General features: G+C 48.2%; 15 protein-coding genes and 1 pseudogene. 15 read left to right on the top strand and 1 reads right to left on the bottom strand.

Annotation, left to right across the window (positions count from 1 at the left end):
* The first annotated feature begins 127 nt into the window (after positions 1-127).
* Positions 128-370: a transcriptional regulator gene (locus tag CWM58_RS12285; RefSeq protein ID WP_023322340.1), complete on the top strand. Its 243-nt coding sequence runs from the start codon at positions 128-130 to the stop codon at positions 368-370.
* A gap of 242 nt (positions 371-612) precedes the next feature.
* Here CWM58_RS12285 and CWM58_RS29530 read toward each other — a convergent pair whose 3' ends face one another.
* Positions 613-1,083, bottom strand: coding sequence for a hypothetical protein (locus CWM58_RS29530; protein ID WP_094285075.1), 471 nt, complete (start codon positions 1,081-1,083; stop codon positions 613-615).
* A gap of 79 nt (positions 1,084-1,162) precedes the next feature.
* Between CWM58_RS29530 and CWM58_RS12275 the strand changes: the two genes are divergently transcribed.
* The 14 genes and pseudogenes from CWM58_RS12275 to CWM58_RS29265 form a co-directional block, all read left to right on the top strand.
* Positions 1,163-1,711, top strand: a complete 549-nt coding sequence (locus tag CWM58_RS12275) for a YmfL family putative regulatory protein (RefSeq protein WP_038808209.1) — start codon at positions 1,163-1,165, stop codon at positions 1,709-1,711.
* A 172-nt stretch (positions 1,712-1,883) separates the two neighbouring features.
* A complete protein-coding gene (locus tag CWM58_RS12270) occupies positions 1,884-2,063 on the top strand; it encodes a DUF4222 domain-containing protein (protein ID WP_023322342.1) in 180 nt (59 codons plus the stop codon).
* Positions 2,053-2,964, top strand: a complete 912-nt coding sequence (locus CWM58_RS12265) for a conserved phage C-terminal domain-containing protein (protein ID WP_038808207.1) — start codon at positions 2,053-2,055, stop codon at positions 2,962-2,964. The genes CWM58_RS12270 and CWM58_RS12265 overlap by 11 nt, the downstream gene beginning before the upstream one ends.
* Positions 2,961-3,419 (top strand): PerC family transcriptional regulator, encoded by a 459-nt coding sequence (locus tag CWM58_RS12260; protein ID WP_008806045.1) that lies wholly within the window; start codon positions 2,961-2,963, stop codon positions 3,417-3,419. Before CWM58_RS12265 ends, CWM58_RS12260 begins: the two co-directional genes overlap by 4 nt.
* Positions 3,407-4,789, top strand: coding sequence for a phage N-6-adenine-methyltransferase (locus tag CWM58_RS12255; protein WP_100681021.1), 1,383 nt, complete (start codon positions 3,407-3,409; stop codon positions 4,787-4,789). The genes CWM58_RS12260 and CWM58_RS12255 overlap by 13 nt, the downstream gene beginning before the upstream one ends.
* Entirely contained in the window at positions 4,782-6,632 is a 1,851-nt protein-coding gene (locus CWM58_RS12250) for a DNA cytosine methyltransferase (protein WP_100681020.1), read from the top strand. The genes CWM58_RS12255 and CWM58_RS12250 overlap by 8 nt, the downstream gene beginning before the upstream one ends.
* Complete coding sequence (locus tag CWM58_RS12245; protein ID WP_226453188.1) at positions 6,632-7,105, top strand: SOS-response repressor and protease LexA; 474 nt, start codon at positions 6,632-6,634, stop codon at positions 7,103-7,105. Before CWM58_RS12250 ends, CWM58_RS12245 begins: the two co-directional genes overlap by 1 nt.
* Positions 7,102-7,500: a RusA family crossover junction endodeoxyribonuclease gene (locus tag CWM58_RS12240; protein ID WP_042934062.1), complete on the top strand. Its 399-nt coding sequence runs from the start codon at positions 7,102-7,104 to the stop codon at positions 7,498-7,500. The genes CWM58_RS12245 and CWM58_RS12240 overlap by 4 nt, the downstream gene beginning before the upstream one ends.
* Positions 7,501-7,589: 89 nt before the next feature.
* Positions 7,590-8,411 carry a KilA-N domain-containing protein gene (locus CWM58_RS12235; protein WP_100681018.1) on the top strand — a complete coding sequence of 274 codons (822 nt, stop codon included), beginning with the start codon at positions 7,590-7,592 and terminating at the stop codon, positions 8,409-8,411.
* Positions 8,412-8,420: 9 nt separating this feature from the next.
* Entirely contained in the window at positions 8,421-9,479 is a 1,059-nt protein-coding gene (locus CWM58_RS12230; RefSeq protein WP_165785779.1) for a DUF968 domain-containing protein, read from the top strand.
* Positions 9,480-9,496: 17 nt separating this feature from the next.
* Positions 9,497-9,880: an antiterminator Q family protein gene (locus CWM58_RS12225; protein WP_100681016.1), complete on the top strand. Its 384-nt coding sequence runs from the start codon at positions 9,497-9,499 to the stop codon at positions 9,878-9,880.
* Between the two features lie 94 nt (positions 9,881-9,974).
* On the top strand, positions 9,975-11,024 hold the full coding sequence (locus CWM58_RS12220) for an SMEK domain-containing protein (protein ID WP_100681015.1): 1,050 nt from the start codon (positions 9,975-9,977) through the stop codon (positions 11,022-11,024).
* A 694-nt stretch (positions 11,025-11,718) separates the two neighbouring features.
* Positions 11,719-11,910 carry a TrmB family transcriptional regulator gene (locus tag CWM58_RS12215; protein WP_100681014.1) on the top strand — a complete coding sequence of 64 codons (192 nt, stop codon included), beginning with the start codon at positions 11,719-11,721 and terminating at the stop codon, positions 11,908-11,910.
* 149 nt (positions 11,911-12,059) lie between these two features.
* Positions 12,060-12,215: pseudogene (locus tag CWM58_RS29265) on the top strand (site-specific DNA-methyltransferase); the annotation flags it as partial.
* Positions 12,216-12,342: the final 127 nt, after the last annotated feature.

The raw sequence follows: 12,342 nt of genomic DNA, 5'->3' as shown, positions 1-12,342 counted from the left end.
CCTATTGTAGGTGAGATTACAACTTTATGTTTTAGCTTTCCAACACCTATAAGTTGTGATAAAAGTTGTTAAGGTTGTATAATCAACACTCACAACAACTTTTACCTCAAACCACAGGAGACAAACTATGACGCCTGAGCAGTTAGCCCTCTCAGAGGCAATTGAAACTGCTGGTGGCCAGTCTGAGTTGGCCCGGAAGCTTACAGCAAGCTCCGGGAAGGAAGTTAAACAACAACAGGTATGGAACTGGCTCAACAGAGAAAAAAGACCGCCCATTAAGCAATCTCAGCACATTGAGAGCGTTACTGGTATCCCAAAAGAAAGACTGCGTCCTGATGTATTCCAAAAATTTACAGATTCAGCCGGTTAAGTAAAACCACAGAGATAAGGGGTAAGCCGTGGGCAATGTAACAGACAAAAATCATAGCAATGACGAAGTAACGCTGAAGGTGTTCAAAGATAGCCCGCACGTTTGGGCCGGCGGGCTGGAAGGGCGTGATCTAGCCAACTGGCTCATTGGAAAAGCCAATGCCATTTTGTACCGCGTATACCAGCAGGAAAAACTGGAAGAACATCGTAGTACAGTCACCGAGCTGGAAGCTGCTGAAGCACTTATTGTGGCTTACGCTGGCCTTGGTCTCTCTCTGCAATCGTATGATCCCATTCATGCTCCTGACAAGGTGGCAATTCAGTTCGATATTGACCTCGGGAGAGAATTTCGAATTCGTCAGACTGGCGAACGTATTCAGGAAGGGCCAGTACTTCCGGTGGGATATCCACTTCTGCCAGATCTTGCTGAAGCGAAAGAAGAACATCAGCGAAAGAAAGCATCCTCACTTGCTCAGGTGACCAGCCGTAACGGGTCGCAAGAAGATGAGTAATTCCATTCTGTCCGAAAAGAGGCTCCCAAGGAGCGGAATAGCGCTCTCTGTGCTTAATCAGAACAACGTCAAGGCGCAGCAACTGCTCAGCACGGATCCAGGACCGATAGGTAGGGACTGCTTCACCTTCTGTTAACCACTTATTGGCTTTGGAAACATTACGAACATGAGAGATGAAGATCTTAGCGTAATCAATTGCCATAAAGAACCTCCTTCGGTCCTTAGGTGTGGAAAACCCAGAATATCCGAAGGAGCATTCGGCACCAACAGAGGTATTACCAATGAATGAACCTGAATGGAAAGTGGATAAGCAGCCGGCATGGCTGGTGGCCGCTATAAAAAAAACGATCACTGATTTGGACGGTGGTTACGTGGAAGCAGCGGAATGGCTGGGCGTTACTGAAAATGCATTGTTTAACCGTTTACGTGCCGATGGTGATCAGATTTTCCCTCTCGGCTGGGCAATGGTTCTGCAGCGAGCTGGTGGATCAAACCACATTGCCAATGCGATAGCACGTCATTCGAACGGGGTATTCGTGCCACTGGCCGATATCGAGGAAGTTGACAACGCCGATATTAACCAGCGCCTGATGGAGTCGATCGAGTGGATAGGAAAACACTCGCAGTATCTACGTAAAGCCACTGCGGACGGTGTTATTGACCAGGCCGAACGCGAGCAGATTGAGGAGAACAGTTACCAGGTCATGGCGAAATGGCAGGAGCATTTAACGTTACTTTTCCGTGTCTTTTGTCAGCCAGAAAAGAGTGACGCCCGCGAGTGTGCAGCTCCGGGCGTCGTGGCAGATAAATCAACGTGTATGGAGAAATAATCCGCATGAGCAATTTAATCGTAAATCTCAGGTTACCGCAACTACGTATGCGTCCGGTGACCGGCGATGCGCTGTTTCGGTATGAACGCATGGTATGCGGAAAATGGGTTTCATGTAACCACAGCCGGGCAACGGCAATTGTGGGGGTCTTTAACCGGAGGGTAAAAGCGTTGTGCGCGAAGTTAACCGAAAGTTCAGAGACCACTATGGCAAGCCCGTCAGAGTCATACGGTGGGAACGTGAGACCAATCGTGTCATTTACCTCAGGGAAGGCTATCCGCACGAGTGTTTTAGCCCACTCGATCAGTTTCAACGAAAATTCAGGGAAGTAGAGGGCAGCCATGAGCAGTAAATTACACGGTCTGGTATGGGAAGCCTGTGCTTTCAAAGGCCTGATCATATCTGAAATAGCGGTCATGGCTCGCCTGGCTGACTTCAGCAACGATGAAGGAATATCGTGGCCTGCAGTGACAACTATTCAGCGACAGATCGGGGCAAAGAGCGAGAACACTGTTCGAAGCGCCATTAAAAAACTTCAGGCGAAAGGGTGGCTGAAGAAGCAGGAGCGTCGCGTAGGCGGAAAGAACAATTCGAACGTCTACAAACTCAACGTCGATATGCTTGAACGTGCAGCAGCTGAAGCAAAACTCTTCTACGCAACCTCGCGTGAACAATCAAAATTTGATGCCTCAGAAATTGAGGGTTCAAAATTTGAGGGGTCAAATTCTGATGCCTCAAATAATGGGTCTGCATCCCCTCAAATATTGCGGGGGGACCCCTCAATGGTTGAAGGCGATCCGTCATTAGATCCGTCATTAGATCCGTCATCTAAAAAACCTTCTTGTCGGGCTCCTGCGGAACCCGACGATAAGCCGGATCCTGAAGTGGTGATCACTAACCATGCGATCGAAGTTCTGACGCATCTGAATCAGGTCAGTGGCTCCCGGTTTCAGAAGTCAAAAACTTCCCTCGAAAACATTCGGGCACGTCTACGTGAGGGGCATACCGTTCCAGATCTGAAACTCGTTATCGACGTTAAGCATGAGCACTGGCATGGCAACGACGAGCAATACCAGTACATGCGCCCCGAGACACTTTTTGGGCCTAAAAAATTCGAGGGCTATCTGCAGAGCGCTATCCGCTGGGATGCCAAAGGGCGACCGCCACGGGAATGCTGGGACAGAAGTAAGCCGCGGGATATCAACCAAATTGGTGCAGTGCAAACGACCATACCGAAGGGGTTTCGTGGATGAACATTACTCAAATGGCCTTTGAATTCATTGCTAAAAACCCAGATCAGAAAATGCGCGATATCATTGCTGCCTTTCCTGACTGCAAACCTGTTTCTGTGAAAAGTGCTGTGTATCGCCTGTACACAGAAGGGCGCCTGGAAACCAAAGCAACCTCATGCGGTTTTATTTATCGAGTCATCAATGATGCATCCTGCTGCGATGACCTACAGGACGACTTTAAGTCCAGAGGCAACCTGGAACAGGAAAAAGCCGCTAAAAAACTCGAAGAGCGCAGCTTGTATCGCCGGGCCGCTACTGTGTGGCACCAGCTCAGTACCTCAAGCTGCAGCCAAAAAACTCTTGAATATTACATTCGTCAGAAAAATGCCTGCCTCCGGAAAGCACGCATGGGGAAATCACACACTGAGTGTCTGTTAGCCGGGAATTACTGCGGAGGTGATCTGTGCATCGACTGAACACGACCAGCGAAGGGGAAATGCTGGTGGATGAGGCCGAACTCCCAATCACCAGAAGCCAGTACTGTGATGCTCTGGATGCATTACGTGCTGCACCTGCCCACTATCTCAAGGAGGTGGGCGACCAGTGGAGAACGCCCGATCTGTTGTTCTGGGGGGTTAACGCTATGTATGGCCCGCTGGTGCTGGACCTCTTTGCAGACGAAAGCAACGCAAAATGCCCTGCGTGGTACTCAGCAGAAGACAATGCCCTGACGCAGGACTGGGCGGGGCGACTGATAGAACTCGGCGGCGCGGCATTTGGAAATCCGCCGTATAGCCGTTCTCAGTATCACGAAAAGCAGGCGATCACAGGCATGACCCACATCATGAGTTATGCATCCGCTCAGCGTGAAAAGGGTGGTCGTTATGTCTTTCTGGTGAAGTCAGCGACGAGTGAGACATGGTGGCCAGAAGATGCGGATCATGTCTGTTTTATTCGCGGTCGCATCGGTTTCGATCTGCCTACCTGGTTTAAGCCGGCGGACGATAAGCAGAAGCCGACCAGCGCCTTCTTTGCCGGGGCGATTGTTGTATTTGATAAGTCCTGGCGAGGTGAGCGCTTTAGCTATATCGATCGTGTGGCTCTTGAAGCGAAGGGGCGCGCGAGTATGGCCCTGGCCCAGTACGCCGTGGGTAAACAGGCAACAGGTCCAGTAATGGAACTGCCCCAGACAGAGCAAGCCGAAACTGAAATACCGCTCCTTCAGAACGAAATCCTTGCGAAAAGCGGCATACGATCCTGGGCATGCGTGGTTGCTGCTTTTGGCGATAAAGCCGAGTACACCTTCGCCGAGTCGAAATTCGGTCATACCTGGGCGGCTGATTCAGTGGATAAACCGGAGTTTACGCCGGTTAACTCAGAAGTGATCGCCACAGCTCAATCCCTGATCATCAAACAAACTGCGAAACAAGCGCTGGTGGGCTGGCTTAACGGTGTTGGTCTCGGATCCACAATTGCACGTGAAGAAACCATAGAACGCATGAACTCGGTGTATGCAGAGTTTGTCGACACATGCCCGGTAACTGAGTTCATCGATATTGTCGGTAGACTGGATCAAGCGAGCTGGTTCAACAGCAGGCTGATCCGCACTCATGTCCGTGAAGCTCTCTCCGTTGCCAAAGAGGCCTTACCCGAAAACCGGATATGGCCACTGGAAGTAGGCCTGGTGTTTGAGCGAGTCGAAGGCGTGAATCATCTTAACGAGTCTCAGCAAAATAAGCTGAAGGCACACATTAATCAGCTGTGGCTTGAGCGTACGCCCAGTACCGAAATCATAACTATTGCCAGCGGGCTGGTCAGCAGCATGCAGGGGGTTAGCCATGCGTGAAATTATCGTTGATAACTTTGCCGGAGGCGGCGGCGCCTCTACCGGGATTGAGATGGCTATTGGGCGTAGTGTCGATATAGCCATTAACCATGACGAAAATGCTGTTGCCATGCACCGTACCAATCATCCGGATACCTTGCACTACTGCGAAAGTGTGTTCGATGTTTCTCCTGTCGCAGCAACCAGCGGCAAACCTGTTGGCCTGACCTGGTTCTCCCCAGACTGTCGCCACTTTTCCAAAGCAAAAGGAGCTAAACCAGTTGAAAAAGCGATTCGTGGGCTGGCGTGGATCGTTATTCGCTGGGCGCTGGATGTTGGCCCGCGGGTAATGATGCTTGAGAACGTCGAAGAGTTTAAAACGTGGGGTCCACTACTGGCGGCGGAAATGCGTCCGGATCCGGACCGCGTTGGAGAAACGTTCCAGGCGTTCGTAGGTATGCTGACATCTGGAGTTCCTGCAGATCACCCTGCGTTGTTGGAATGCTGCGAATTTTTGGAGTTATCGCCGGATAGCGAACAGGCGAGGCGCTTGATTACCGGGCTGGGCTATGACGTCGATTATCGCGAGCTACGCGCCTGCGACTATGGTGCACCAACTATTCGTAAGCGCTTTTTCATGGTGATGCGAAGGGACGGGAAACCGATAGTCTGGCCAGAAGCTACTCACGGTGATCCGAAATCACCGGCAGTGCAGGTCGGAAAACTGGCGCCATGGCGGACAGCTGCTGAATGCATCGACTGGTCCATTCCTGCACCATCGATATTTGACCGCAAAAAGCCGCTTGCAGTTAACACGTTGAAGCGTATAGCACGGGGTATCCAGAGATTTGTGGTCGATAGCGATAACCCATTCATAGTTAAATGCAACCACACTACGACACGCGGTAAATATGATTGTTTCCGTGGGCAGGGGTTGTATTCACCAATACAGACAATCACCAAAACTCATGGTTACGCATTGGCGGTACCTACTCTGGCACCGTTTATGGCTGGAAATGGTGGTAGCCAGTATCAAGCTAAACCGCGTCCACTCAACAAACCAGTTCATACCATCCTAAAACACTCCCGAGCATGTGTGGTTGCCCCGGTTATCGCCCGCCAGTTCGGCGCCAGCATTGGCCACCGGGCAGATGAGCCTAGCGCCACTATTACCGCTGGTGGTGGGGGTAAGTCTCAGTTTGTCACCGCTACGCTTATTCAGATGGGGTATGGCGAGCGGGTAGGGCAATCGCCGCGGGTTCTCAATCTTGGTAAACCGTTGGGTACTGTTACAGCTGGGGGCAATAAGTTTGCCGTAACAACTGCGTTCCTGGCGAAACACTATGGCGGGAACTACACCGGTCCGGGCGTTGCGCTTGATAAGCCAGCTCACTCAGTGACTACCGTCGATCATCACGCTCTTGTGACATCGCACCTGGTAAAATTGCGTGGTACCTGCCGTGATGGTCAGCGCACTGATGAACCGATGCCGACAATCACCGCTGGAGGTCAGCATGTGGGAGAGGTTAGCGCGCTGCTGGCGGCTAATGATTACGACGAGCGGCGTGCGGACCAAGTTAAAGAGTTCCTAAATTCTTTTGGCGTCAGCGAACTGGTGACGATTAAGGGCATTGTTTACCGCATTGTCGACATCGGCATGCGCATGCTGCAGCCGCATGAGCTCTACAGAGCGCAGGGATTCCCGGAGTGGTACATCATCGACCAGGATTACCGCGGTGTGAAGTATGCGAAGGATAAGCAGGTTGCGCGTTGTGGTAATGCGGTTCCTCCGCCTTTTGCTGAGGCGCTGGTTAGGGCCAATCTGCCGGAAATGTGCATTAACAAACAGGAGCGAGCCGCGTGATGAAGTTAACTCTCAGGCAGCAGGAGGTTCTGAACCTCCTGATCGACTACCAGCGTAAGCATGGTTTCCCGCCTACTACCTACGAACTGACCGGCATGCTGGGGTGCCGGTCCCCCAATGCGGCAGCAACCCACCTGAAGGCACTGGAGAGAAAAGGGGCCATCACAATCACCCGCGGGGTATCCCGCGGTATCAGCATCACTCCTTCGGTTTCCCGAAAGGAGCTGGTCGTTAACCTCAACAGCATCGTGAAAGTGAAACTTAATGAAGTTTCCCTCAGTCATTTGGAAAAACAAAACGAAGAGAACCGTATACGTTATCCGGGGATATTCGGCGAGTTTGTACCGTTGGCGACAGACGAAAATGGCTACTCGTCAATGACCCTGTGGCGCCTTATGTCTGACCTGGGACAGCTTTGCTATTGCGGAGGGGAGGTTCCCTTTGAGCTCAAGTTGATTTTGGAGGATGAATGAAATTTATTCTTCCTTTCCCGCCCAGCGTGAACTCCTACTGGCGGTCCCCAAATAAGGGGACTGCAAAAGGTAAATTGCTGGTCAGCGAAGCTGGCCGCAAATTCAAACATGCTGTAAGAGCAGCGATTATCGAACAGCTGAAAGCAGTCCCAAAACCCTCCGCTTCGCCAGCGGAGGTAGTCATTGTCCTGTATCCGCCTGATTACCGCCGCCGCGATCTGGACAACTACAATAAGGCGCTTTTCGACGCACTTACATACGCCGGTATCTGGGAGGATGACAGCCAGGTTAAGAGAATGACGATCGAGTGGGGTGAGAATGCAAAGGGAGGGAGAGTTGAGATCACCATAACGGCATTCAATAAAGTGCTGGATGTTTGTTCAGTGGTAGGTTGAAGACTATGCAATCAGGCATTAATCTCAAGGTGTGTAAACGAACCGGGCGTGCAGGCCCAATCGTCACGTTAAAGTGTATGGAGATAAGTATGGCTAACCACGTTATGGGCTATGGTGCGCCCAAAAACCACTCTCATTTGGCGATTGAAGGTATTTTCGTTCGCCGGGATGCGGCAGGTCGATTTTGTTTAAATGACTTTCAGCGCGCGGCTGGTGGAGAAGAACGTCATAATCCTAACCGCTGGCTACGGTCCGAGATGGCAGCTCAGTTGATTACTGAGCTAACGCCAGATATGGCGTTTGCCCCTATTGATGTTGTGAGAGGAGGGATCAACCCTGGGACATACGCCTGCAAGGAATTGGTGTACGCCTATGCAATGTGGATTAGCGCCGCCTTCAATCTGAAAGTCATCAGAACGTTTGATGCGGTGCAAAATGCTATGACAACGCTGACCTCCGATCGTATTCAGGCTGGGGTCATTTTGCTGGAGTCAGCATCCCGGACATTAAACCTCTCCAATTCTTCCAAACTTGGTGCTTACCAGAAATTGCAACAGGCGGCCGGGCTTCCAGATTTAATGCCTGCTTATGCGATTGATGCTCCAGCCGGCGCCATGGATGGATCCAGTCGGCCCACACTCTCGCTTAGTGCTCTGCTTAAAACCCATGGGATACGGCTAACTGCAAACCAGGCATATCACTTAATGGCTCGTGCCGGGATCGTGGATCAGAAGGAACGGCAAAGCCGGAGCGGATTAAACGGAGTAAAAAAATTCTGGTCTGTAACAGCCAAAGGCTGCCTTTACGGGAAAAATATCACCAGCCCTGCGAATCCCCGGGAGACTCAGCCACATTTTTTTGAATTAAAATTTCCCGAGCTTCTGAGACTGCTCGGCATTGTCACGCAGTAGGGGATGATCTTGCGCGGATTACTAACACCAGAGATTGTGCCCCGCCTCGGCGTAGTACTCTTTAAACCGGGAAAGGAGCTGATGAGCCTCTTTGCTCAGGGGCGCGTTCTAATAACTCCACAGCCCGAGTACATGGCCGGTTTTCCTACGGGGAAAGTGCCAGACGCTCGCCAGCCGTTATCCGTAGATCGCAGCCTTGTTCCTTTCTTTACCGATCCACGTGTCATCACAGCTGCGGGAGGTATTGAGGGGCTGGAGCGATGGCTTAGCCTGGCTGTCAGACAATGCCAGAATCATGATGAGGGATATCACCACATCGAAACAGTCATCTTAAGGCAAGATCCAGGCTCCGTTTTATTATGCTGGCATTGCGACAATAAGCTTCGAGATGAGCCGGATCCGGCGATCAAGGAAATAGCAAGCCGTAATGTTATCGACTGGGTCATCGATATGGTCCTGCTTTCGCTTGGATGCACCCGGGAAAGGACATTATCCCTGGCAGAGTTGTGCTGGTGGGCTGTTCAGTCTGGGATTTCTGATGCGATAACGGAGGCTATGGCTGAAAAGGCCTTGCGGATAGCTCCAGAGCCGCACCGTTCGGTATACAGGGACAGCGACATCATCCCAGCAATACCCGCGGCCGACATACTTAAAAGACGTCTGGATAAGAGGGAAAGCCATGCCATAACAGGGGATCTGGAGACGGGTGATCAGGATGCTGGGAGACCTATTCTCCGGTTGGGCGTGGATCCGGACTGCCCTGAAGCATTTATGTTGCGACCGAAGCGCCGGCGCTGGATTTGCCCTCAATACACCCAGTGGGTAAAAACACAGGAATGTGCCTGCTGTAGGCAACCAGCTGACGATCCACACCATATAATAGGGAATGGTCTGGGGGGAACTGGCACCAAGGCCCATGATCTCTTCGTGATACCACTGTGCAGAGTGCATCACGATGAATTACATGCCGACGTCTCAGCATTCGAACAGAAATACGGAACGCAGTTAGAGCTGTTGGCCCGTTTTCTGGATCGGGTAATGGGTATCGGTGTCATTGTAAAATCTTAAGTGTATGGAGAATATGAATGCGTGACATGCAAAAGGTTTTAGATTTATGGGGCGGTTGGGCGGCAGCTGACAGCTCCGGTATTGATTATTCCCACATTGCAGCAGGTTTTAAGGGGCTTCTTCCGCAGGGCGGCAAAACACGTTTGTGCTGCACCGATGATGATGCATTAATCATAGAAGGCTGCTTGGCAAGACTTCGCGAAAAGAAGCCATATGAACACAGTTTGCTCGTGGCTCATTACCTGTACGGTATCTCGAAGCGGAAGATAGCTAAGGCACTAAAGAAAGATGAAAAGCTTATCCGGATTGAGATACAGATGTCTGAAGGTTTTATTGAGGGATGTCTCAGTATGTTGGATGTACATTTAACAATGGATGCAATAGTAACGATAACACGATAAAATTGTTATCCTCATTCAGTTTTTGACAGATGTTGTTTTTTTAAAGACAATCTTGCTTACCTTCCTGTCGTTCCGGTAGGAGGGTAACACAAGAATGAAATTTAATGACTTAAATGAGGAGGCTATTGTGTTAACTCGGCAGAAAAAAAATAATAATATTACATTTGCTTTTTCTCTTCTTAGTACTGTTATCACATTTAATAGCAAGCAAGGTTTGTTTGACATTAATAAAACTATGGAACTGGTCTTGACAGACTTGCTAAGCCATGTTTACAACCTATCATTAACAAATCTCAATGTTATTAAATATAATCATCCTGCTATCGATTTAGGTGATCAGTCTAGTGGAGTAGCAATACAAGTTACCTCAGATGGTTCAAAAGCAAAATTTTCAAAAACAATAGATAAGTTTTTTAAATGGAATTTACATGAGACTTACAATGAAGTATGGATGATGGTTATATCGAATGATCCACTTGAGGATCATTCGAGGAAAGGTATTGTCATCCATGTGTTAAATTTATCAGATGTTGCAAATTCTATATGCAATAAGGGTGGGGAGGAGTTTGAGCAATTATATTTAATGTGTGAAAAGGAATTTGGTGTATATTTCCCGAATGCGAATTCTAGTATATTGAAGCCAATGCGGGCAGAAAGCATTAACCCAGGTGTAAGTATCGATAATTTTATAAGAGAAAATGGAATTGATCTTAATGATACTAATTTTAACGTGTCCGAGCAAGATATCAGGAGCGATTTGATTCTTTTGAAAGATGAACTTTCACTACTCAATGAAGAGCAGAGATGGTTTATTTATTTAGTTATTAAATATACAATTGAATCTGACAATAATAAATATATTGATGCGTGCATTATTCCCAAGGCTATGATTATGAATGGAAAGACCTATGATCAGAAGGCGTTAGTAAAAGAGACCGTTGACGCTTTGTCGTTCATAAACTTGGCCTATTATGATGAAGATAACAGTAAATTTGATGGCCCAACTTTTTCTGTATTTTTTACGAAAGGAATATACGAATATTTTGACTATTTTTCGGCAATAGCGAAGTTTGTTAGAGATACAGGTAAAATAAATGACTTGGAAGATATTATTGTTGGTTGTGATTTCTCACTAATTGATTAAATAATTCTAAGTTTAGTATGGTGCGGAATGTGGCTTTGCGCTCCGTATTCTTTTTCATAATTAATGATAGGGAAAGTATTAGTGTCAATATATATTAATACGCTCATCAATTTAATGCGTTGATTTAGATCTGATTTGTTACTGTTGTTTATGGATATAAAAATATTGTAGGTTACTCTGGACGGAGTGGCCTACTATTACTACTGTTGACGTAATGAAAAAATACTTTTCATTATGTAGGGTAACTGACGGTGGCTGGTGTTCAATAGTTACTGACAATAACTTTAATAAAAGAGTCTTCTGTTTCGATAACTTGTGCTTATTTTGTCTGTGCAAGAAAAATATTCAGATGTGTAATTAATAAGTATAGTCGATTCTTCGCGTTTTTTATTAAATGATAGTGTTGATAAATACTACCGCGCATTCAAGTTATCTGAAATGACTCGTTGTGTACCAATAGGTTCTCCTACGTTTAAAGTATATGATCGTCTATAAGAGGTCCGTCCAATGTAAAAAAAACTAACGCGGTCCGCATTTTTATGTGTAATGTGTTAAGAGTGGTCACTTCGACACACAGCTTAAACATAAAAAAACTCGCTCTGGCGGGTTTTTTTATGGTTATCGCGATTGTTTCTTGCTGTGGTTACTAACCAGAGTTATCTGTATGTCACGCCACTTTTTTAAGGTAAAAGACATGCTAAATCAGCAAGATATGACGGAAAAAGCCAAGGCTGTTTTTGATGAGTTAAGTGACAAACCGGCTACGGCTGGGGATATTGCTCAGAATACTCACCTGAGCCGCGAACGCTGCCAGCTCATACTTACGCAGCTGGTAATGGCGGGGTTATCTGATTATCAATTCGGATGTTATAAGCGCCTCCAGTAATGGGGGCTTTTGCTGTGAAAATGGGCGGCTGGTGGGTGTTGTAGCCCCCGACCAGCCATCAGCTCATGCTTTCAGGTCACAAGCTAACCACGGCCCACTGCTTTAGCGCAAAAGCAAAGTGAGTCTATCAGAGTTACGCTTACTGATCTATGAAAAATACTGTAAAAATATCCAGTATTGAATTAATCAATGCTGATTGCCTGCAATACCTCCCAACGCTACCCGATAACTCTATTGATCTGATTGTTACCGATCCGCCTTACTTTAAGGTGAAGCCAAACGGCTGGGATAACCAATGGAGGGGGTGACCTGCTCCCCGTTGATTAGTACACCCCGATGTTAGTAATGTCTTCATAAGCCACATGAGGACATCCCCATGAAGAAGCGTTTTTCCGACGAACAGATCATCAGTATTCTCCGCGAAGCCGAAGC

The organism is Klebsiella sp. H-Nf2, from assembly GCF_002806645.1.
GTDB lineage: Bacteria > Pseudomonadota > Gammaproteobacteria > Enterobacterales > Enterobacteriaceae > Klebsiella > Klebsiella variicola.
The sequence above is the reverse complement of the archived record's forward strand: the minus strand, read 5'-3'. Positions and strand labels throughout refer to the sequence as shown.

Coding starts and splice junctions, on each gene's coding strand:
- CWM58_RS12285 (WP_023322340.1), top strand. CDS start 128: ATGACGCCTGAGCAGTTAGCCCTCTCAGAGGCAATTGAAACTGCTGGT.
- CWM58_RS12220 (WP_100681015.1), top strand. CDS start 9,975: ATGAAATTTAATGACTTAAATGAGGAGGCTATTGTGTTAACTCGGCAG.
- CWM58_RS12275 (WP_038808209.1), top strand. CDS start 1,163: ATGAATGAACCTGAATGGAAAGTGGATAAGCAGCCGGCATGGCTGGTG.
- CWM58_RS12225 (WP_100681016.1), top strand. CDS start 9,497: ATGCGTGACATGCAAAAGGTTTTAGATTTATGGGGCGGTTGGGCGGCA.
- CWM58_RS29530 (WP_094285075.1), bottom strand. CDS start 1,083: ATGGCAATTGATTACGCTAAGATCTTCATCTCTCATGTTCGTAATGTT.
- CWM58_RS12250 (WP_100681020.1), top strand. CDS start 4,782: ATGCGTGAAATTATCGTTGATAACTTTGCCGGAGGCGGCGGCGCCTCT.
- CWM58_RS12265 (WP_038808207.1), top strand. CDS start 2,053: ATGAGCAGTAAATTACACGGTCTGGTATGGGAAGCCTGTGCTTTCAAA.
- CWM58_RS12245 (WP_226453188.1), top strand. CDS start 6,632: ATGAAGTTAACTCTCAGGCAGCAGGAGGTTCTGAACCTCCTGATCGAC.
- CWM58_RS12240 (WP_042934062.1), top strand. CDS start 7,102: ATGAAATTTATTCTTCCTTTCCCGCCCAGCGTGAACTCCTACTGGCGG.
- CWM58_RS12235 (WP_100681018.1), top strand. CDS start 7,590: ATGGCTAACCACGTTATGGGCTATGGTGCGCCCAAAAACCACTCTCAT.
- CWM58_RS12260 (WP_008806045.1), top strand. CDS start 2,961: ATGAACATTACTCAAATGGCCTTTGAATTCATTGCTAAAAACCCAGAT.
- CWM58_RS12215 (WP_100681014.1), top strand. CDS start 11,719: ATGCTAAATCAGCAAGATATGACGGAAAAAGCCAAGGCTGTTTTTGAT.